At 58.7% G+C, this 19,032-nt stretch carries 23 protein-coding genes, 1 tRNA gene, 1 other RNA gene and 1 riboswitch; of the genes, 10 read left to right on the forward strand and 15 right to left on the reverse strand.

Going from position 1 to position 19,032, the window contains the following annotated elements:
• Window positions 1–91 precede the first annotated feature (91 nt).
• From GZH91_RS16610 to GZH91_RS16625, 4 genes are all read right to left on the reverse strand, one after another.
• Complete coding sequence (locus tag GZH91_RS16610; RefSeq protein ID WP_147070966.1) at window positions 92–703, reverse strand: hypothetical protein; 612 nt, start codon at window positions 701–703, stop codon at window positions 92–94.
• Window positions 663–941, reverse strand: coding sequence for a hypothetical protein (locus tag GZH91_RS16615; protein WP_162596413.1), 279 nt, complete (start codon window positions 939–941; stop codon window positions 663–665). The genes GZH91_RS16610 and GZH91_RS16615 overlap by 41 nt, the downstream gene beginning before the upstream one ends.
• A riboswitch (cobalamin riboswitch) is annotated at window positions 931–1,089 on the reverse strand. Its footprint overlaps the gene before it by 11 nt.
• A complete protein-coding gene (locus GZH91_RS16620; RefSeq protein ID WP_161984310.1) occupies window positions 1,060–1,587 on the reverse strand; it encodes a hypothetical protein in 528 nt (175 codons plus the stop codon). (Overlaps the previous riboswitch by 30 nt.)
• Window positions 1,587–1,916: a hypothetical protein gene (locus GZH91_RS16625; RefSeq protein ID WP_147070968.1), complete on the reverse strand. Its 330-nt coding sequence runs from the start codon at window positions 1,914–1,916 to the stop codon at window positions 1,587–1,589. Before GZH91_RS16625 ends, GZH91_RS16620 begins: the two co-directional genes overlap by 1 nt.
• A gap of 75 nt (window positions 1,917–1,991) precedes the next feature.
• Here GZH91_RS16625 and GZH91_RS16630 point away from each other — a divergent pair, with 75 nt between their 5' ends.
• The 4 genes from GZH91_RS16630 to GZH91_RS16645 all read left to right on the forward strand — a co-directional run bounded on the left by GZH91_RS16630 (window position 1,992) and on the right by GZH91_RS16645 (window position 3,329).
• Complete coding sequence (locus tag GZH91_RS16630; RefSeq protein WP_147070970.1) at window positions 1,992–2,192, forward strand: hypothetical protein; 201 nt, start codon at window positions 1,992–1,994, stop codon at window positions 2,190–2,192.
• Window positions 2,189–2,518: a cell division protein ZapA gene (locus GZH91_RS16635; protein ID WP_147070972.1), complete on the forward strand. Its 330-nt coding sequence runs from the start codon at window positions 2,189–2,191 to the stop codon at window positions 2,516–2,518. Before GZH91_RS16630 ends, GZH91_RS16635 begins: the two co-directional genes overlap by 4 nt.
• A non-coding RNA gene (gene ssrS / locus GZH91_RS16640) (6S RNA) lies at window positions 2,519–2,693 on the forward strand.
• Window positions 2,694–2,702: 9 nt separating this feature from the next.
• Entirely contained in the window at window positions 2,703–3,329 is a 627-nt protein-coding gene (locus GZH91_RS16645) for a 5-formyltetrahydrofolate cyclo-ligase (protein ID WP_147070974.1), read from the forward strand.
• On the opposite strand, the gene GZH91_RS16650 is transcribed toward GZH91_RS16645, so the two are convergent.
• From GZH91_RS16650 to ilvD, 8 genes are all read right to left on the reverse strand, one after another.
• A complete protein-coding gene (locus GZH91_RS16650; protein ID WP_198415508.1) occupies window positions 3,280–3,984 on the reverse strand; it encodes an ABC transporter ATP-binding protein in 705 nt (234 codons plus the stop codon). The two genes, GZH91_RS16645 and GZH91_RS16650, sit on opposite strands and share 50 nt — an antisense overlap.
• A gap of 2 nt (window positions 3,985–3,986) precedes the next feature.
• Window positions 3,987–4,757 carry an ABC transporter ATP-binding protein gene (locus GZH91_RS16655; protein WP_147070978.1) on the reverse strand — a complete coding sequence of 257 codons (771 nt, stop codon included), beginning with the start codon at window positions 4,755–4,757 and terminating at the stop codon, window positions 3,987–3,989.
• Between the two features lie 5 nt (window positions 4,758–4,762).
• Entirely contained in the window at window positions 4,763–5,863 is a 1,101-nt protein-coding gene (locus tag GZH91_RS16660; RefSeq protein WP_147070980.1) for an ABC transporter permease subunit, read from the reverse strand.
• A 3-nt stretch (window positions 5,864–5,866) separates the two neighbouring features.
• Complete coding sequence (locus GZH91_RS16665) at window positions 5,867–6,796, reverse strand: branched-chain amino acid ABC transporter permease (protein ID WP_147070981.1); 930 nt, start codon at window positions 6,794–6,796, stop codon at window positions 5,867–5,869.
• A gap of 22 nt (window positions 6,797–6,818) precedes the next feature.
• Entirely contained in the window at window positions 6,819–7,940 is a 1,122-nt protein-coding gene (locus GZH91_RS16670; RefSeq protein WP_147071062.1) for a branched-chain amino acid ABC transporter substrate-binding protein, read from the reverse strand.
• A 191-nt stretch (window positions 7,941–8,131) separates the two neighbouring features.
• Window positions 8,132–8,449, reverse strand: coding sequence for a c-type cytochrome (locus GZH91_RS16675; RefSeq protein WP_147070983.1), 318 nt, complete (start codon window positions 8,447–8,449; stop codon window positions 8,132–8,134).
• A gap of 154 nt (window positions 8,450–8,603) precedes the next feature.
• Window positions 8,604–9,218 (reverse strand): ParA family protein, encoded by a 615-nt coding sequence (locus GZH91_RS16680; protein ID WP_147070985.1) that lies wholly within the window; start codon window positions 9,216–9,218, stop codon window positions 8,604–8,606.
• Between the two features lie 6 nt (window positions 9,219–9,224).
• Entirely contained in the window at window positions 9,225–11,096 is a 1,872-nt protein-coding gene (ilvD, locus tag GZH91_RS16685) for a dihydroxy-acid dehydratase (RefSeq protein WP_147070987.1), read from the reverse strand.
• Window positions 11,097–11,157: 61 nt separating this feature from the next.
• Here ilvD and lgt point away from each other — a divergent pair, with 61 nt between their 5' ends.
• The 6 genes from lgt (at window position 11,158) to GZH91_RS16715 (ending at window position 15,674) form a co-directional block, all read left to right on the forward strand.
• Entirely contained in the window at window positions 11,158–11,940 is a 783-nt protein-coding gene (gene lgt / locus GZH91_RS16690; protein WP_147070989.1) for a prolipoprotein diacylglyceryl transferase, read from the forward strand.
• A 45-nt stretch (window positions 11,941–11,985) separates the two neighbouring features.
• Window positions 11,986–12,062: transfer RNA gene (locus GZH91_RS16695), tRNA-Met, on the forward strand.
• A 41-nt stretch (window positions 12,063–12,103) separates the two neighbouring features.
• Window positions 12,104–13,432 (forward strand): tRNA (N6-isopentenyl adenosine(37)-C2)-methylthiotransferase MiaB, encoded by a 1,329-nt coding sequence (gene miaB / locus GZH91_RS16700; protein WP_198415509.1) that lies wholly within the window; start codon window positions 12,104–12,106, stop codon window positions 13,430–13,432.
• Window positions 13,432–14,373, forward strand: coding sequence for a PhoH family protein (locus GZH91_RS16705; protein ID WP_147070993.1), 942 nt, complete (start codon window positions 13,432–13,434; stop codon window positions 14,371–14,373). The genes miaB and GZH91_RS16705 overlap by 1 nt, the downstream gene beginning before the upstream one ends.
• 46 nt (window positions 14,374–14,419) lie before the next feature.
• Window positions 14,420–14,845 carry an rRNA maturation RNase YbeY gene (gene ybeY / locus GZH91_RS16710; protein ID WP_223264484.1) on the forward strand — a complete coding sequence of 142 codons (426 nt, stop codon included), beginning with the start codon at window positions 14,420–14,422 and terminating at the stop codon, window positions 14,843–14,845.
• Between the two features lies 1 nt (window position 14,846).
• The gene (locus GZH91_RS16715; protein ID WP_147070996.1) at window positions 14,847–15,674 is read left to right on the forward strand and encodes an HlyC/CorC family transporter; all 828 of its coding nucleotides are present in this window, start codon (window positions 14,847–14,849) and stop codon (window positions 15,672–15,674) included.
• 16 nt (window positions 15,675–15,690) lie between these two features.
• Here GZH91_RS16715 and GZH91_RS16720 read toward each other — a convergent pair whose 3' ends face one another.
• From GZH91_RS16720 to fba, 3 genes are all read right to left on the reverse strand, one after another.
• Entirely contained in the window at window positions 15,691–16,335 is a 645-nt protein-coding gene (locus GZH91_RS16720) for a c-type cytochrome (RefSeq protein WP_147070998.1), read from the reverse strand.
• Window positions 16,336–16,419: 84 nt separating this feature from the next.
• Complete coding sequence (locus tag GZH91_RS16725) at window positions 16,420–17,721, reverse strand: cytochrome C (RefSeq protein WP_223264485.1); 1,302 nt, start codon at window positions 17,719–17,721, stop codon at window positions 16,420–16,422.
• Window positions 17,722–17,962: 241 nt separating this feature from the next.
• The gene (fba, locus tag GZH91_RS16730) at window positions 17,963–19,027 is read right to left on the reverse strand and encodes a class II fructose-bisphosphate aldolase (protein WP_147071000.1); all 1,065 of its coding nucleotides are present in this window, start codon (window positions 19,025–19,027) and stop codon (window positions 17,963–17,965) included.
• Window positions 19,028–19,032 lie beyond the last annotated feature (5 nt).

Raw genomic sequence — 19,032 nt, forward strand, 5'->3', positions numbered from 1 at the left:
TATTTTTACTCCGTGAACTCCGTAGCTAACTGCTTTTCCAGGTTTATGCGAAGACTGCTCTGCGGCAGGGCAGGGCTTGCCTGCTCACACCTTAAGAGCGCACGGATTCCCGGTCAGTTTGCAGTGGCGCGGCGGTTATGCATGAGGCGGAAAACCAGCCAGGCAGGCACCAGATACAGCGCAGCGCTGCCCAGATACGGCGGAAAATATTTGACAACGGCCAGCGTGTACGCCACCACACCCACGACGCGTCAGCCAGCGCCCCGCACCCCACAACAACGCGCAGGTGGGAATCAGGCCGAAATACGCCGGCGTCGGGCAGCAGCGCGGAGGTGCCGAAGTCACTCATGCGCGTAGCCGCCATGACCGCAGCCAGGACAGCGAGTATCCACAAACGGTGCTTAAGCGGCAACGATACGGCGATCTCCCTGATACGAATCAGGGTGGATTGTACTCCACGCCGGCAAAAAGCATTCAGACCCGGCGTATTGTAGCCATTCACCAGTTGATAATCCTTGTCCGAGGCGATTACTTGTGTGCCCAATTCCAGGTCGCCAGGGATTTTGGACAAATCCAGTGTGCCGTGACGGCTGGCGCGATACGCAAGCACATTGCCGGTGGTGCGGTCTTGCGGATTTTGCCAGTCAACGCTGGCTTTGATTTTATGCCGGCCAGCTGCTGACCTGGTTTTGCGCGTAATCATTCGCAGTACCGGCGTCGTACTCGACCCGGTCATGATTATAAAAGCCGCTCAGGCCAATGCTGTTCCCGGCATTCAGCGCATGCTCCAGACTCAAGCTGGCATTACGCCTCCTGGCGCCGTCGTCATCCGCCACAAGGCCAAATGTGCCCGGACGTGCCGCGGAGAAACCGCCATTGGTTTTGTCATAGCCCGCACCCAGACTAAAGCGCGTTGCACCTGCCTGACCTGCACAGCCCACGCGGCCATTCACCGTGTCATAGCTGCCCAGCCCCAGCGCCGCACTCAGATGACACGCCCACACTCGCTTAGCGTTGCGGGGGCAGCACTGGTATTGCATCAGTTTCCCGTTTAAACGGCTAATTCTGCGTGACGACACGGATGTAGAAAGGGCACGGCTGGCCGGGCGTGGGGTTGTCGGGCACGGCGTCAAAAGGATAGACGCCCGTGCCCAGTCCATGGGCATCTGTCGCGCACAGCGCCTGTATGGTCGCATCCGCAGTGGCGTGAAGCGGAAACAGGCGAATGCCGATGGCTTCCGGACGCCGGCTGGCCGCATCAATATACATGCGCCGGGTAACCTCCTGCGTCAGTACGGTAAGCAGTTTCACCAGTGCTTCCAGCTCGGCGCCGAGTCCCGCCGCAATAAGCTGCTGCGCCAGTGGCCGCGGGCCAGTCTGCAGGAACAGGGGGTCGGACAGCGCCATGAAAATCGCGTTTTCCGTTGCCGCGTCCTGGGGGAGCCGGGAGGACGCCGCAAGGTGACGCGCGACCAGGGCGCGCGTCACCGGCACCTGCTCCACTCGCGCCTCCGGGGGGACACCAGCCGTCACCACGCGGCCTTTCGGCACCCAGCGTGACTTGATGTAATCGAGCAGATAAGCCATCAGAAATTCTCGATGCGTGCCTGATAACGGAACACGATCAGACGGTACAAGTCATCGCCCACCTGAACGTGGGTGGACTCGCGCCGCTCCAGGCTGATGGTTTCGCCGCCGCTGGCTGAGAGGGTACGGAACCCGAACACCTCATTCTCGACCAGCCCATTGAGGATATCCTGACATTCCGTCGCGTCAAGCTGTTGGCCGGTATTGTCTACCAGCTCGCAGGCTTTACCCCGCCTGGTCGTGCCGGGATAATGCACGGCATCTTCACGCAACGGGTTATTTTCGTCAAAGTCCGCATTGGGATCAACAAACTGGTTTATATCGCTCATGACTGCTTAAACATTACTTTTAGTTAATCCGATTAGCTGTTGACTCGACTGAATTTTCCAAATTATAGTGTCTGCATGGAAAGTGAACTTAACGCCCTTGAGTCTAAAATTCAGCAGATGGTGCAATTGTGCCAGAATCTGCGCACGGAGAACCAGAAGCTGCGCCAGCAGATTGCTGCGGCAACCGGCGAACAAAAGCTGCTTGCCGAGCGCATGACGCAGGCACGCGTCCGTATCGAAGCCCTGCTGGAAAAAATTCCCGAGGATGAAGCATGAGTCGCGACAGCAAAGGCATGGATATCAACATTCTGGGACGCGAATTCCGCGTCGCCTGCCCGGCACACGAGCAAGATGCTTTGCTCTCCGCAGCGGCTTATCTGGACAAGAAAATGCGCGAAATACGCGAACAGGGCAAGGTTATCGGGGTTGAGCGGATTGCCGTGATGGCGGCGCTGAATATTGCCTACGAGCTATTGTCCGCAAGGGAGGACACGGGTTTTGACATCACCGCCATCAAGCGTAGAATGAGTTCCATGGAAGCGTTACTGGACGAAGCGATGGCCGAACAAAACGAGCTGTTCTCTTCTTCCGAACCCAGTTAATGCTCCCTGCGATGTTGCCCTGGCCGCGAATTCTTTGAACCAATAAATTTGACCTGGTTGCGGCTATATCTGGTACCGGTGTGCGCGTTACAAGCTAATGCGCCTAAAGTACTTGCGCTGCGACCCCTTGAACCGCAGGTTCAAGATAGCGACCAGACTGCATCGCGGGGAGCACCCCACCCTCATGAACAAATCCGAACTGCGTAAATCCCTGCGCCAGCGCCGCGCCGCTATCAGCCGGACTGAGCGTCGCCGCGCTGCCGCCAATTTGACGCGCAATGCCCTGCGCCACGGCTTGTTGACGCGCTACCAACGCATCGGCATTTATCTCGCACACGGCGCCGAAATCAGCACCGTGCCGCTGATCAACCGCGCCCTCGCGCTGCACCGCGCGTGTTATTTGCCGATGCTGCCATTCGGACGCGGCAAGACGCTGCGGTTCAACCGCCTGCAAGCGGGGCAATCATGGGTAGCCAACCGCTATGGCATTCCGGAAAACACCACCACCCAGCAGCTGCATGCACGCCAGCTGGATTTGCTGTTTGTGCCACTGGTCGGATTCGACGACTGCGGCAACCGCATCGGCATGGGCGGCGGCTTCTACGATACGACCTTGGCCTATCTGCGGCGCCGGCTGGCGTGGCGCAAACCTTATCTGGTGGGCGTGGCGTTCGAGTGCCAGCGCATCAACGGCGAACTGCCGCACGACCCGTGGGATGCACCGCTCGACGCCGTGCTTACTGAACGTGGCCTACACCGTTTCAAGCGCCGAAATACGCCTCCTGCACCGCTGCATCCCCCATCAGCGTAGCCGCTGCACCCGCACCGGTGATGCTTCCGCTGGCCATGATATAGCCGCGATCACAGCTTGCCAGCGCCAGGCGGGCATTTTGCTCGACCAGGAAAATGCTGACGCCGCGTGCGGCAATATCGCGCAAGGTGCCGAATATCTTTTCCACCATCATCGGCGCCAGACCCATGCTGGGCTCGTCGAGAAGCAGCAGGCGCGGACGCGACAACAGCGCGCGGCCTATCGCCAGCATTTGCTGTTCGCCGCCGGAGAGTTGCCCGGCAGGCTGGTTACGGCGCTCTCCCAGGCGTTCAAAACGCTGGTACAAGGCATCTGTTTCCTGGCGCACGGCGGCGTCATCGCGTCTGGCATAGGCCCCCATGGCCAGGTTTTCCGCCACCGTGAGCCGCGAAAAAATGCCGCGTCCTTCCGGCACCATGGCCAGTCCCAAGCGTACGATCTGATACGCGGGTTTGCGCGTGATGGCCTGCCCGGCAAAGTGCACGGCACCCTTTGCCGGCGGCAGCATCCCCACAATCGCTTTGAGCAAGGTGGTTTTGCCCGCGCCGTTGGCACCGATCAGGCATACCCGCTCACCCTCGCCCACACTCAGGCTGACGCTACGCACGGCCTGGATGTTGCCGTAGGCAACCGCGAGATTTTCGACTGACAACAAGCTCACCCCGCCCCCCCGCCGAGATAGGCGGCGATAACGCGCCTATCTCGGCGCACCTCGTCGGGCGTGCCTTGCGCGATGAGCTCGCCAAAATCGAGCACGGCGATACGCTCGCACAGGCTCATCATCAGTTTCACATCGTGCTCAATCACCAGTACCGTCAAACCGAGCTGGTCGCGCAGGCGGCAGATCAGCTGCCTGAGCGTGTCACGTTCTACCGGATTCATGCCTGCCGCAGGCTCATCCAGCGCCAGCACCTGGGGATCGGTGGCCAGCGCACGGGCGATTTCCAGGCGGCGCTGATCACCGTATGACAAATGCTTGGCCAGCAGGTGGCCATGGCTGGCAATGCCCACCCATTCCAGCAACTGATGCGCGCGCGCTCCAATGGCTGCCTCCTCCGCCCGTGTGGCGGCGTTGCGCAGCACTGCACCGATCACGCCCGCACGGGTACGCGCATGGCGCCCTACCATGACATTCTCCAGCGCAGTCATGTTGGCGAACAGACGGATATTCTGGAAAGTGCGCGCAATCCCCAGCTTGAGCACCTGGTGTGGTTTCATGCCCAGCATGGAGCAGCGTTTGAATTCGATATTACCGCTGCTGGGGGTATACAGCCCGGTGAGGATATTGAACAGCGTGGTTTTACCCGCGCCGTTGGGGCCAATCAGCCCGAGTATTTCACCACCGTGCACTTGCAGCGAAACATTTTTGAGCGCGTGAATCCCGCCAAAGTGCTTGCTGATTTGCTCCAGCCTGATGAGTTCGGTCATCGCCTTCATCGCCTTGCATCATAAACACTGGCCTGCTCCTGCACCGCGACGTCACCCTCGGCAACCAGTTCGCGCTTGCGCTGGCGCGACGGCAGCAGCCCGGCAGGGCGAAACAGCATGACCAGAATCAGGGCCATGCCGAACAGCAGCATGCGCAAATCGGATGGGTCCACCACCACATGTCCCAGCCACGCGCGCTGCAGGTCACCGGTATAGCGCAGCGCTTCGGGCAGCACGGTGAGCAGCAGCGCACCCAGGATCACGCCGGGAATATTGCCCATGCCGCCCAACACAATCATGCACAGGATCATCACCGATTCCATCAGGTTGAAGCTCTCCGGGCTGATGAAGCCCTGGAACCCGGCAAACAGCCCGCCCGCCAGACCGCCGAAAGTGGCGCCCATGGCAAACGCCAGCAGCTTGATATTGCGCACATTGATACCCATCGCTTCGGCAGCCACTTCGTCTTCGCGGATCGCCGCCCAGGCACGGCCAATACGTGAATCCTGCAGGCGCATGGAAATGAATACCACCAGCAGGGTGAGCAGCAAAAACAGATAGTAATACTGGTGCGGCGCAGACAGGCTGATTCCGAACAGCTGATGGGTTTTACCCAACGACATGCCCAACAGGCTCACCGGATCAATCTGGTTGATGCCCTGCGGGCCATTGGTGATATTCACCGGGGCATTGAGATTGTTGAGAAAAATGCGAATGATCTCGCCAAAGCCGAGCGTCACAATAGCCAGATAATCGCCACGCAGGCGCAGCGTGGGGGTGCCCAGCAGCACGCCGAATAGGCCCGCGACTGCTGCGCCGATGGGCAGCACCGCCCAGAACGGCAAGTGCAGACCAAATTGCGGCGAGGCCAGCAGGGCGTAGCAATACGCACCCACTGCGTAGAAAGCAACATAGCCAAGATCCAGCAGCCCGGCATAGCCCACCACAATATTCAGTCCGAGTGCCAGCATCACATACAGCAATGCCAGATCCATGATGCGTAGCCACGAGCGCCCCAGTCCAAAATCCACCACAAACGGCAGCAAGGCCAGCATCACACCCAGCGCGATAAACGTTAACCAGACTTGACGCTTGCTGCGTGGCATAAGTCAGGCGCGCTCACCAACCCGCTCACCCAGCAGGCCGGAGGGTCTGAACACCAGCACCAGGATCAGCACGAAGAAGGCGAATACATCCTGATAATTGCTGCCGAGGAAGCCACCGGTGAAGTCGCCGATATAACCCGCGCCCAGGCTCTCGATCACCCCCAGCAACAAGCCACCGAACATGGCGCCGGCAAGGTTGCCGATACCGCCCAGCACCGCTGCCGAGAACGCCTTGAGCCCCAACAGAAATCCCATGTAATAGTGCGCCAGGCCATAATAGGCACTCACCATCACGCCCGCTACCGCAGCCAGTGCCGAGCCCATCACAAAGGTGAGCGAGATCACGGTATTGGCATTCACCCCCATCAAACCGGCAATCTGTGGCGATTGTGCAGTGGCACGCATGGCCCGCCCCAGGCGGGTTCTTTTTACCAGCAGGGTGAGCACCAGCATCAGCATGACGGAAGTAACCAGAATGACGATTTGGACATCGGTGATACTGGCACCCAGTAATTGATGCCGGCCTTGCGGCAGAATGGGTGGGAAGGAAATATATTGCCGCCCCCAGATCAGCATGGCGAGATTCTGCAACACGATGGATACCCCGATTGCAGTAATCAGCGGTGCCAGACGCGGGGCATTGCGCAGCGGCCGGTAAGCCAGCCGCTCGATGGTAAAACCCAGCGCCATGCATGCCGGAATCGCTGCCAGCAAGCCCAGCAGCGCGATGACCACCCCGGGCAAGGCCACCCCGTTGCCAACCAGCGCCGAGATTACCGATAATGCAACCATGGCACCAATCATGGTCACTTCGCCGTGGGCAAAGTTGATCAACTCAAGAATGCCGTACACCATGGTGTAGCCCAGCGCCACCAGCGCGTACACGCTGCCCAGCACCAGACCGTTGATTAACTGCTGAACAAAAATATCCATGCTGCGCGCTGAGAAAAATCGTCTATTTGCCGCTGTATACGGTTTCCAGCGGATGCCAGGTCCCATTCTTGACCTGGTATAGCGTCACCGCCCCTCCGCTCACATCGCCCTTGCTGTCAAAACGGATTTTCCCGGTCACGCCCTGGTAATCGGTTCTGGCAAGTTCGGGCAGGTATTTGGCCGGATCGGACGAACCGGCGCGTTTCATGGCTTCCACCATGACATACACCGCATCGTAGGCATAGGGGGCGTAGTTCTGGATCGGGCCGAAGCGCGCAGTGAATTTTTCCCTGAAAGCCTTGCCGCCGGGCATGGCGTCGAGTGTCAGACCCGGGTTGGAGGCAATCGCGCCTTCGGCGTCGGCACCTGCCAGCTTGATGAACTCGGGCGTTTGCATGCCGTCACCACCCAGCAGCTGTGCCTTTAATCCAAGCTGCTTCATTTGCTTCGCCATTGGGCCGGCCTGCGGATCCATACCGCCGAAGAACACCAGGTCGGGGGCTTTGGACTTGATCGAGGTAAGGATTGCCATGAAATCAGTGGATTTGTCGGTGGTGTATTCACGCCCGACAATTTCCGCGCCGGCCGCCTCGGCGGCCTTGGCGAATTCATCGGCCAGCCCCTGACCGTACGCAGTGCGGTCATCGATGATGGCGATTTTTTTGGCGCCGAGTTTGTTGACGGCATACTGGCCCAGCACATGTCCCTGCTGTTCGTCATTGGTCATCACGCGAAACGCGGTGTTGTAACCCTGTGCGGTATACGCGATGGCTGTGGCGGAAGGCGATATCTGCGGGATGCCTGCGTCGTGGTAGATGGTAGACGCCGGGATAGTGGAACCTGAATTGAGATGGCCAATGACGCCGGCAACGCCGCTATCCACCAGTTTTTGCGCGACGGTAGTGGCCGTCTTGGGATCGGCCTGGTCGTCTTCGCTCAACAGGTCAATATGCATTTTCCTGCCGCCCAGGGTGAGGCCCGCGGCGTTGATTTCATCCACGGCCAGGCGTGCGCCGTTTTCGTTGTCCTTGCCCAGATGCGCCTGCGGCCCGGTGAGGGGCGCCACCGAACCAATCTTGATGAGGTTATCCGCCGAGGCAGCGCCGTCGTGTTTGCCGCAGCCGCCAAGCACCAGCGCAGCCATTGCCGCAACCAGCAATGCGTTCAATACGGTGGGTTTCAACGCGTTCTCCGTCACACAAATATCGGTAACTTATACCACAAACGCCAAAAACCGTGAATGCAATAAGACAGGCACACGACTGGCAGAGCGGTCTGCAGGCGAAAAAAAGCCGGCCACAGGAGCCGGCTCGGGGAACAACATGCAATACCGGATCAGAGACTGAGTATCCAGCTCACAATAGTCTTCAGATCAGCGTCCTTGACTTGCGGGTTGGGCGGCATCGGCACTTGACCCCACACGCCTGCACCGCCGCGTTTGACCTTCTCGATCAGCCTGGCCTCAGCGCCCTTGTCACCTTTGTATTTGGCAGCGACGTCCTTGTATGCCGGACCGACAATTTTTTTGTCCACGCCGTGGCAGCTCATACAGGCGTTTTTCTGCGCCAGTGACAAACCCGAATCTGCCGCAACTGCCGGACCCGCGCCCAGCGCGATTATCGCAGCGGTAGCGATCCCCATCCATGCTTTCATTGTGCTCTCCTCATTGGAACTTAACTGGGTAAAAAAATACATCAGGAATCTACTGTCTGTGATGCAATACTACCCGAATTGTGCCAGCCCACAAGCCGTACAATTTGCTGCACAACGTCCAGTAAAATCTACCAGGAAAAGCCTGTCATCAAGCTCAGGCATCCAGCCAGGACAGGAGATACTGCCATTGCTCCAGTTCGCGCTCGGCCAGGTACGGCGGCAGGTCAAACAGGGATTTTCCCTCGAAGGCAGCGTTGACGTATAGCTGAGCTTCGCGCAGGTACGCCAGTATCGGCATATCCAGCTGTATCATGAACTGCTCGAGTGCCGCGGCAGCGCGAGTGCGCGGCGCCATGCGCATGCCTACCACACCGACAGAAATCTTGCCTTTGCGCACCGCTTTTTCGGTTTGCAGCACATCCAGAAATTCCTGGCTGGCATTCAAGTCGAACAGTGAAGGCGCAATAGGCACGACCACCCGATTCACCAGTTTCAGCGCACGTTCAAGATTTTTGCCATGCAGGCCAGCGGGTGAATCAATCACCAGCCAGCCTTCGTGCGTTACATGGTTGTCAGCCTTATCTGAAAACAGCTTGATAGGCGGCAGCGCTTCGGGTCGTAACGACAGCCAGCCGCTGGCCGATTGTTGGCGATCCATATCCAGCAGGCGCACTGGCTGACCGGTTGCAGCCAGATAGCCGGCAATGTTGGTCGCCAGCGTCGTTTTACCGCTGCCACCCTTGGGATTGGCGATCAGGATGGTTTTCATTGAGGGTCATTGCACATCGATGCGACTGTGCCGTTCCACCTGGCTGACATCGCGCACAGCGCCAGTGGCAGCACTCGTGGTCATCGCCGCATAAGCGCGCAGCGCCACTGACACGACCCGGTCACGCTTTAGCGGCTGCCATGCCCTGTCACCCCTGGCGTGCATCGCCGTTCGGCGGCGCGCCAGTTCAGCATCGCTCACGGCCAGGTGGATGCTGCGATTGGGAATGTCGATTTCTATGCTGTCGCCTTCCTCCACCAGACCGATAGCGCCACCCTCGGCCGCTTCTGGCGACACGTGGCCGATGCTCAAACCCGAGGTCCCCCCCGAAAACCGTCCATCGGTAATCAACGCGCAGACCTTGCCGAGCCCTTTGGATTTAATGTAGGAAGTCGGATACAGCATTTCCTGCATACCAGGGCCGCCCTTGGGGCCTTCATAACGGATCAGGACCACATCACCTGCCTGAACCCGGTCAGCAAGAATCGCTTCCACGGCAGCATCCTGGGATTCAAAAATCCGCGCCGGCCCGGAAAATTTAAAAATGCTTTCATCCACACCAGCCGTTTTGACGATGCAACCATCCAGCGCCAGATTGCCGTGTAAAACTGCCAGGCCACCGTCCTGGGAATAAGCATGCGCCTTGTCGCGGATACAGCCGTTGGCGCGGTCCAGGTCGAGATCAGGCCAGCGCCTGTCCTGGCTGAATGCCACCTGCGTCGGTACGCCGCCCGGCCCGGCACGATAAAACTGATGCACGGTTTCATCCGCAGTCCGTGACACGTCGTATTTTTCCAGCGCCTCAGCCATGGTTTTGCTGTGCACCGTGGGCAGGTCACGATGCAACAGTCCGGCGCGGTCAAGCTGACCCAGAATAGCCATCACACCGCCGGCGCGGTGCACGTCTTCCATATGGTATTGCTGCGAGGCAGGCGCCACCTTGCACAGATTGGGCACCTTGCGCGACATGCGGTCGATATCCTTCATGGTAAACGGCACGCCGCCCTCAAAGGCGGACGCCAGCAGGTGCAGCACTGTATTGGTGGAACCGCCCATGGCGATGTCGAGCGCAATGGCGTTTTCGAATGCCTCAAACGTGGCGATGGAACGCGGCAGCACCGTATAGTCGTCCTGCTCATAATGACGTTTTGCCAGATCGACAATGAGGCGCCCGGCCTGCAAAAACAATTGTTTGCGGTCTGCATGCGTCGCCAGAGTGGAGCCGTTGCCAGGCAGCGACAGTCCCAGTGCCTCGGTCAGGCAGTTCATCGAGTTGGCGGTGAACATGCCGGAACACGAGCCGCAGGTGGGGCAGGCGGAACGCTCCATGATCATCACGTCCTCATCCGAGGCGCGCGCATCGGCAGCGGATACCATCGCATCCACCAGGTCGAGCTTGACGACCTTGCCGCGGATGGTAACCTTGCCGGACTCCATCGGCCCGCCGGACACGAACACCACCGGGATATTAAGCCGCATTGCCGCCATCAGCATGCCGGGAGTAATCTTGTCGCAATTGGAAATGCACACCAGCGCGTCGGCACAGTGCGCGTTGACCATGTACTCCACCGAATCGGCAATCAATTCGCGCGACGGCAATGAATACAGCATGCCCCCGTGCCCCATGGCGATACCGTCGTCCACGGCGATGGTGTTGAATTCCTTGGCCACACCGCCGGCGGCTTCGACCTCGCGCGCCACCAGCTGCCCCATGTCTTTCAGGTGCACGTGGCCGGGTACAAACTGGGTAAACGAGTTGGCGATGGCGATGATGGGCTTGTCGAAATCGCCATCCTGCATGCCGGTGGCGCGCCACAGGGCGCGGGCACCGGCCATGTTGCGTCCGTGGGTGGTGGTATGGGAGCGGTAGACGGGCATGGTTAACCTCTGATTAGTGCGATAATACGGAATTGCCAATTTTATCCCATTACCGCGCACTATGCTGATCCATCCCCAGTTCGACCCCGTCGCCCTCTCCATCGGGCCGCTCGCCATTCGCTGGTACGGCTTGATGTATCTGACCGCATTCATGCTGGTACTGGTGCTCGGGCGCTGGCGCATCAGGCAACATCCGGACTCTGGCTGGACCACCAGGAATCTGGATGACGTATTGTTTTATGGCGTACTCGGTACCGTCCTCGGCGGCCGGCTCGGGTACGTGCTGTTTTACAAGTTCAGCTATTACCTTGCGCATCCGATCGAAATTTTTTATGTATGGGAAGGCGGCATGTCATTTCATGGCGGCTTTCTCGGCGTGATCTTTGCCATGTGGTTATTCTCGCGGCGCACAGGCAAGCCCTGGCTCGCCATCACCGACTTTATTGCACCGCTGGTGCCGCTCGGGCTGGGCGCAGGGCGCATCGGCAATTTTATCAATGGCGAATTGTGGGGACGGCCTACCGACCTACCGTGGGCAATGATCTTTCCCGCCGTGGACAATGTGCCACGCCACCCCTCGGAACTGTACGAATTCGGTCTGGAGGGCATCGTGCTGTTTGCCATCGTGTGGCTATATTCCGCCCGGCCGCGTCCGATGGGCGCGGTGTCGGGGCTGTTTCTGACTGGCTATGGCCTGTTCCGCTTTCTGGTCGAATTCACGCGCGAGCCGGATGATTTTCTCGGCCTGCTCAGCCTGGGACTCAGCATGGGACAATGGCTGTCGCTGCCGATGATCGTGGCTGGCGTGGCGATGATGACATGGGCGTACCGTCGCCAATCTTGACAGGACAAGGGCATAACCCGGATAATTCCGCGCTTTGCTTCATGGGGTGATGTAGCTCAGATGGTTAGAGCGATGGATTCATAACCCATAGGTCGGCGGTTCGACTCCGCCCATCACCACCACCCGATTTCTTCGCCCTCAGTCTGATAACTGCCCGGCGCTCATTGTGAAAAAAGTTTTCATCAAAACTTTCGGCTGCCAGATGAACGAGTACGACTCGGACAAGATGGCCGACGTGCTGCGCGCGTCTGACGGACTTACCCCCACTGATAGCCCGGCTGATGCGGACGTCATTCTGTTCAACACCTGCTCGGTGCGCGAGAAAGCGCAGGAAAAAGTGTTTTCCGACCTGGGGCGGGTACGCGAACTCAAGGACGCCAATCCCGATCTGATTATCGGCGTAGGCGGCTGCGTGGCAAGTCAGGAAGGCGTCGCCATCGTTGCCCGCGCACCCTATGTAGACGTGGTGTTCGGACCGCAAACTCTGCACCGCCTGCCGGCGTTAATTGCACAAAGGCGCGCCACCGGGCAGCCCCAGGTGGACATCTCGTTTCCCGAAATCGAAAAATTCGACCACCTGCCTGCCGCCAGGGCGGATGGCGCGGCAGCCTTTGTTTCCATCATGGAAGGATGCTCCAAATACTGTTCGTTTTGCGTGGTGCCCTACACCCGGGGTGAAGAAGTATCGCGCCCGTTTGACGATATCCTGGCCGAAGTCGCCGGGCTGGCAGACCAGGGCGTGAAAGAAGTCAACCTGCTGGGGCAGAATGTGAACGCCTACCGGGGTGCGATGGGAGATGGCGACATGGCCGATTTCGCCCTGCTGCTCGAATACGTGCATGACATCCCCGGTATCGAGCGCATCCGTTATACCACCAGCCATCCGCGCGAATTCACCGCGCGCCTGATCGAGGCCTACACGCGTCTGCCCAAGCTGGTTTCGCATCTGCACCTGCCGGTACAGGCCGGTTCCGACCGCATCCTGGCGGCAATGAAACGGGGTTACACCGTATTGGAATATAAATCCATCATCCGCCGCTTGCGCCAGGCGCGGCCGGACATTGCGCTGTCATCAGATTTCATCATCGGCTTTCCGGGTGAGACCGACACCGATTTCGAGGCCACGATGCAATTGATTGAGGATGTGGGTTTCGATAGCTCGTTCAGCTTCATCTATAGCAAACGTCCCGGCACTCCGGCTGCCGAGCTGTTTGATGATGTGCCGCACGCCGTCAAACAGGCGCGCCTGGTGCAGTTGCAACAGCGTATTGAAGCCAATGCGCAGGCCATCAGCCAGCGTATGGTGGGCAGCCGCCAGCGCGTGCTGGTGGATCGCGTGTCCAAAAAGAATGCCAGCGAACTGGCCGGACGCACCGACAACAATCGCGTGGTCAATTTCCTGGGTCATCCGCGTCTGATCGGCCATTTTGTCGACGTCGTCATCAGCCGCGCGGAACCACACTCGCTACGCGGCGAAATGGTTGCAAATTAATGGAAATCGCCTTCGCTCCCGTAGACAACACCCGGCTGGCCAATCTGTGCGGCGTACTGGAAGAAAACCTGCGCCAGATCGAAACCGGTTTGGACGTGCTCATCACGCGTCGTGGCGAGCACTTTCGCATTACCGGAAAAACAAGCCGGACGCGGCTTGCCGCCCAGTTGATGGAAGCATTCTACCGCAAGGCAGGCGAGCCAATCAGCGTGGATGATATCCAGCTGGCATTAGTCGAAGTCGCACACCACAGCACTACCAGCCCGGCGCCAGACAGCATACCGGTGTTGATGACACGGCGCGCCGATCTCAGAGGTCGCACCCCGCGTCAGACCGAATACCTCACCCAAATCCAGGCGCATGACATCACCTTTGGCGTCGGGCCCGCAGGAACCGGCAAGACATATCTCGCCGTTGCCAGTGCGGTGGATGCCCTGGAGCGCGACACCGTCAAACGTATTGTACTGACACGCCCGGCGGTCGAGGCGGGCGAGCGTCTTGGTTTCCTGCCTGGGGATCTGGCGCAGAAGATAGACCCGTACTTGCGCCCGTTGTACGATGCGCTTTATGATTTGCTGGGCTATGACAAAGTGGGCAAGCTGTTCGAACGCAACACCATCGAAATCGCACCACTGGCCTACATGCGTGGACGCACCTTGAACCAGGCCTTCATTATCCTGGACGAAGCGCAGAATACCACCCCAGAACAAATGAAAATGTTCCTCACCCGTATTGGTTTTGGCTCCAAGGCTGTCATCACTGGTGACGTGACCCAGGTCGATCTGGCGCGCCATCAGAAAAGCGGCCTGGTGGACGCCTGCGAAGTGCTGCACGATGTGCGCGGCATTGCCTTCACCCAGTTTCTGTCGGAAGACGTCGTGCGCCACCCGCTGGTTGCGCGCATCGTCAACGCCTATGAAAAGCGTGACCAAGCGCGCTGAACCCTCGCCCCGAAGTAGACCGGCGCGGCCGCGTCTTACGCTATCCGTGCAACGCGCGGTACGCGCAACCGATGCGCCCAGCCGCGCCCAGATCATGCGTTTTGCGCGTGCCGCACTGGAACGCGATGCCGAAATCACCATCCGTCTGGTCAATGAGCAGGAAGGCCATGCACTCAACCGCGACTACCGTGGCCGCGACTATGCCACCAACGTTTTGTCATTCGTGTATGCCTCAGCCCCGGTGGTCAGTGGCGACCTGGTTCTGTGTGCTCCTGTAGTGAGTCGTGAAGCACTGCAGCAAGGCAAATCGGCTATCGCCCATTATGCGCACCTGATCGTCCACGGCGTACTGCACCTGCACGGCCTGGATCACGAAAACGATGACGATGCACAGGCCATGGAAGCGCGCGAGACGGAAATCATCACCGCGCTGGGCTTTGCCGATCCTTATGTAGAAATGGAGCAGATTTAACATGGAAGAACCCGCCAAATCCAGCTGGCTAGAGCGCCTCGGCGCATTCCTCTCACGCGAGCCGGAAAGCCGTGGCGAACTGGTGGAAATACTGCACAGCGCCTATCAGCACAACCTGTTCGACGCCGATGCCTTGTCCATGATCGAAGGCGTGCTGCAGGTATCGGAAATCCAGGTACGCGACATCATGATCCCGCGCGCGCAGATGGATATGGTGGACATTAACGATACTCCCGAGCAATTCATTCCGTACGTCATCGAAACCGCGCACTCGCGTTTTCCGGTAATTGATAAAAATAAGGATGACGTCATCGGCATTCTGCTCGCCAAGGACTTGTTGCGCTATAACGCGGGCGAAGAATTCAACGTGCGCGAGATGCTGCGCCCGGCAGTGTTCATCCCGGAATCCAAGCGTCTTAACGTGCTACTCAAGGAATTTCGTGCCAGCCGCAACCATATCGCCATCGTCGTTGATGAATACGGTGGCGTCGCCGGGCTGGTCACCATTGAAGACGTGCTCGAGCAAATCGTCGGCGACATCGAGGACGAATACGATTTCGACGAAACCGAAGACAATGTCATCCGGGACAAGGCCGGGCGCTATCGGGTTAAGGCCGTTACCGAAATTGCCGATTTCAACACCGTGCTGGGTACGCAGTTTTCCGACGAGGAATTCGATACCGTCGGCGGCCTGGTAGTGAGCCGGTTCGGCCACCTGCCCAAACGCGGCGATGAAATCGAATTCGACGGCCTCAAGTTTCATGTGCTGCGTGCAGACAGCCGGCGGTTGCATACGCTGCTGGTTGAAAAATCAGCCGACGGCGCCTAATGTGCTGCGTTGGCGGCTATTTCGATGAAATGGTAGAGACATAAGCGGCTACAGCCCTAATCTCCTCCGGCTTGAGATTGTGGGCGACCACCTTCATGGCTGCTGCATCGGAGCGCTCCTCGGTCCGCTGAAACACATTCAGTTGCCTGACGATATAGTCGGCATGCTGTCCTGCAATGCGCGGGAACTGCCCGCTGCCGGCATCTTCTGCGCCATGGCAGGCCAGGCAGGCCGGAACACCCTCGCTGGAGATGCCGTTAGCGAAAATTGCCCTGCCTTGGTTCTCCAGTTTGGTATTTCCCGGCGTGTCTGAAACAGGCTTCTGCGCGGCATAATAGGCGGCCAGCTCCCTGATCTGCGCGTCTGTCAGGCTCCTGGAGATGCCCCACATATACTCGTATCCTGCCGGATCCAGGCGGTTGTGACTCCTGAATTCCTTCAACTCCGAGATCAAGTACCATTCCTGCTGTCCGGCCAGCCGGGGGAAGGTGGGGTTGATCGAATTGCCGGTGACGCCATGGCAATCCGAGCACACCTGCTCGGCCAGCGTCTTGCCGGGTACGCCGGGGTCGCCCAGATTGCGGGAAGAATTTTTCGTCGTCGTGCAGCCTGTGCCGATAGCGGCCAGCACCAGTACTAGCGTAATTGTGGCAGTTTTCATTGTTCAGCCTCCGCATATTCCATCATTCATGCCGGGCGTGCACCGTCAAGACGACGCACGCACCAAGTCATTGAAACCGGCTTGTCAGTACGCGCCCCATACATAGAAGAAAAGCGTGTTGTTGTCACTGGCTTTCGGGTTAGGCGCTGCGCTGTCCGCGTTGAACATGGTGTATTGCACGCCGGTCCGCACATATTGCACCGGCATCCAGAATATCTCGGGTGTCCAGCCACGCGTTCCGGTCCGGGAGACGGGTGGATTCTGTGAGGCGAAGAAGCCATTTGCATTCGAGCTATTGCTGACATCGAAATAGGAGAGGGTGGCGCCGTACTTTGCCTGATAGATGAAGGATGCCTTGGCCCTCAGGGAATTGACCGTGTCGGACAGCAGCCCTGCCGTTGCGGGGTCGATGTTTTCATGGATGCGGGTGAGCGTCGCGGTGACCGTATACGGGTCGAGCAGATACTGGTACTGGAAGTCGATGCTATTGTCACGGTAGCGGTCGGTTGGTCCGGAGTGGCTGGTCGGATCCGTGTATTGATGGACGTCCAGGCGAGACAGGCCGATCATCGCATTGTGGGGGCCCCATTCGTGCGTCAGCGCCAGCCGCAAATAGGGATTGGTCCCCTTGATGTTGATCTGGCCACCATTACCCTGGGTCATGAAGGAAAAGATGCCATCGCCGGTGCGGTAGCCGGTGAGTTCCGCATACACCGTCTTGTTCCAGTAGGCATAGGCGCCGATTCCCGCCACTTGCTGGGCGAGACCGCCGTCAAGCATCGGGGTGAGCGCGCCCCCTGCTGCGGTGCTGCCGGGCACCACGCCGTAGCCCCAGGCCGGGGTGCTGTTCCACACGTCCTGCACGCCGGGGTTGTTGTGCAGGGTGAGGCCGTAGATCAGATCCTGCTTGTCGTTGATGAAGTGGTCGACGTAACGCAGATCCAGGTTGTCTGAACCGGTATGCCCCGCGTAACCGGTATCACCGGCGTAATTGTTATAGGTGATCTGCATGAACCCGCCCGTTGTGTCGGAAATTTTTCCTGCAATGAACAGGCTGGCGGTGCTGAATATGGGCTTTCCGTCCTGTGCGTGTCCGGTAGCGGCGGGATCATTGACCTTCACTTTGTTGGCGGTCAGCACGGCCATCATCGAAAGCGGCAGCGCACGTTGCCCGATGGTATAGCCGGTAAGCTTGAACAAGCGCCCGTAAGGGGTAAGTTCGGGAAATTGTCCGCCGGCATGACAGGCGACGCAGTTTTGCCCGGTCTGTCGAGCGAAAGCAGGTACGGCATCTGCGTTGACTGAAGTGAACGACAGAATCGATACAACTAACCAGGTGGCAACCTGGTCGATCCTGCAAGCTTTCATCAGCAATTGCCGCAACATGATTTTCCCCTTATCCCATAACTTAAAAAACGAACAATTGCTTTACCACGATGGCAAATAACCATACTAATAGTGTGGAATATATCCTGTCTCAGGATTAAAGCCAAGGTCAAACAATTTATTGTTATTGATTGAACGCGTGCTTGAGGCCGATCAGGCAATGCGCGCGGTCTTGAAAAGAAGACACCCCAATAGAAAAGGCAGCCTAAGCTGCCTTTTCTATTGGGGTGCGGACCGAAAATTATTTGATAATCGCGGCCAGCTCGCCCTTGGCGTATTTCGCAGCCATTTTTTCCAGATCAACCGGCTTGATCCTGGCTGCCTGGCCTGCGCTGCCGAAGGCTTCGTAGCGCGCTTTACAGATCGACTTCATGGCCTTGGTGGAGGCAATCAGGAATTTGCGTGGATCGAACTCCTTCTTGTTTTCCGCCAGGAACTTGCGCACTGCGCCAGTGGATGCCATGCGCAGGTCGGTGTCGATATTGACCTTGCGTACGCCATGCTTGATGCCTTCGATGATTTCTTCCACCGGCACACCATAGGTTTCGCCCATGTCACCGCCGAAGTCATTGATAATCTTCAGCCATTCCTGCGGCACCGAAGAAGAACCGTGCATCACCAGGTGGGTGTTGGGAATGCGCGCGTGGATTTCCTTGATGCGGCCGATGGCGAGGATGTCGCCGGTGGGCGGACGGGTGAACTTGTAGGCGCCGTGGGACGTGCCAATAGCGATAGCCAGCGCATCCACGCCGGTTTTCTTGACGAAATCGGCGGCTTCTTCCGGATCGGTCAGCAACTGGGAATGATCCAGCATGCCCTCAGCGCCGACACCGTCCTCCTCGCCGGCCATGCCTGTTTCCAGCGAACCCAGACAGCCCAGTTCACCTTCCACGGAAACACCCACGGCATGGGCGATATCGACTACCTTGCGGGTGATTTCCACATTGTATTCGTAGCTGGCCGGGGTCTTGGCATCTTCCTGCAGGGAGCCGTCCATCATCACCGAAGAGAAGCCGTCGGTGATGGAACGAATACACACCGGGGCGCTGGCGCCGTGGTCCTGGTGCATGACAACAGGAATATGCGGGTAGGCTTCAACCGCGGCGGTGATCAAATGGCGCAGAAAGCTGGCGCCTGCGTATTTGCGCGCACCTGCAGAGGCCTGCATGATGACCGGGCTGCCACATTCATCGGCGGCTTCCATAATGGCCTGGACTTGCTCCAGGTTGTTGACGTTGAACGCGGGCAGACCGTAGCCGTTTTCAGCGGCGTGGTCCAGCAGTTGGCGCAGGGATACGAGTGCCATGATTT

This window comes from Sulfuriferula plumbiphila (genome assembly GCF_009938015.1).
GTDB lineage: Bacteria > Pseudomonadota > Gammaproteobacteria > Burkholderiales > Sulfuriferulaceae > Sulfuriferula > Sulfuriferula plumbiphila.

Excerpts from the sequence above, each read along its gene's own strand:
- GZH91_RS16725 (WP_223264485.1), bottom strand. The coding sequence starts at position 17,721 with ATGTTGCGGCAATTGCTGATGAAAGCTTGCAGGATCGACCAGGTTGCC.
- GZH91_RS16670 (WP_147071062.1), bottom strand. The coding sequence starts at position 7,940 with ATGGCTGCGCTGGTGCTTGGCGGCTGCGGCAAACACGACGGCGCTGCC.
- GZH91_RS16680 (WP_147070985.1), bottom strand. The coding sequence starts at position 9,218 with ATGAAAACCATCCTGATCGCCAATCCCAAGGGTGGCAGCGGTAAAACG.
- GZH91_RS16675 (WP_147070983.1), bottom strand. The coding sequence starts at position 8,449 with ATGAAAGCATGGATGGGGATCGCTACCGCTGCGATAATCGCGCTGGGC.
- ilvD (WP_147070987.1), bottom strand. The coding sequence starts at position 11,096 with ATGCCCGTCTACCGCTCCCATACCACCACCCACGGACGCAACATGGCC.
- GZH91_RS16665 (WP_147070981.1), bottom strand. The coding sequence starts at position 6,796 with ATGGATATTTTTGTTCAGCAGTTAATCAACGGTCTGGTGCTGGGCAGC.
- GZH91_RS16660 (WP_147070980.1), bottom strand. The coding sequence starts at position 5,863 with ATGCCACGCAGCAAGCGTCAAGTCTGGTTAACGTTTATCGCGCTGGGT.
- GZH91_RS16645 (WP_147070974.1), top strand. The coding sequence starts at position 2,703 with ATGAACAAATCCGAACTGCGTAAATCCCTGCGCCAGCGCCGCGCCGCT.
- GZH91_RS16630 (WP_147070970.1), top strand. The coding sequence starts at position 1,992 with ATGGAAAGTGAACTTAACGCCCTTGAGTCTAAAATTCAGCAGATGGTG.
- GZH91_RS16720 (WP_147070998.1), bottom strand. The coding sequence starts at position 16,335 with ATGAAAACTGCCACAATTACGCTAGTACTGGTGCTGGCCGCTATCGGC.
- GZH91_RS16655 (WP_147070978.1), bottom strand. The coding sequence starts at position 4,757 with ATGACCGAACTCATCAGGCTGGAGCAAATCAGCAAGCACTTTGGCGGG.
- GZH91_RS16635 (WP_147070972.1), top strand. The coding sequence starts at position 2,189 with ATGAGTCGCGACAGCAAAGGCATGGATATCAACATTCTGGGACGCGAA.
- lgt (WP_147070989.1), top strand. The coding sequence starts at position 11,158 with ATGCTGATCCATCCCCAGTTCGACCCCGTCGCCCTCTCCATCGGGCCG.
- fba (WP_147071000.1), bottom strand. The coding sequence starts at position 19,027 with ATGGCACTCGTATCCCTGCGCCAACTGCTGGACCACGCCGCTGAAAAC.
- GZH91_RS16625 (WP_147070968.1), bottom strand. The coding sequence starts at position 1,916 with ATGAGCGATATAAACCAGTTTGTTGATCCCAATGCGGACTTTGACGAA.
- GZH91_RS16715 (WP_147070996.1), top strand. The coding sequence starts at position 14,847 with ATGGAAGAACCCGCCAAATCCAGCTGGCTAGAGCGCCTCGGCGCATTC.
- GZH91_RS16705 (WP_147070993.1), top strand. The coding sequence starts at position 13,432 with ATGGAAATCGCCTTCGCTCCCGTAGACAACACCCGGCTGGCCAATCTG.
- GZH91_RS16620 (WP_161984310.1), bottom strand. The coding sequence starts at position 1,587 with ATGGCTTATCTGCTCGATTACATCAAGTCACGCTGGGTGCCGAAAGGC.
- GZH91_RS16610 (WP_147070966.1), bottom strand. The coding sequence starts at position 703 with ATGATTACGCGCAAAACCAGGTCAGCAGCTGGCCGGCATAAAATCAAA.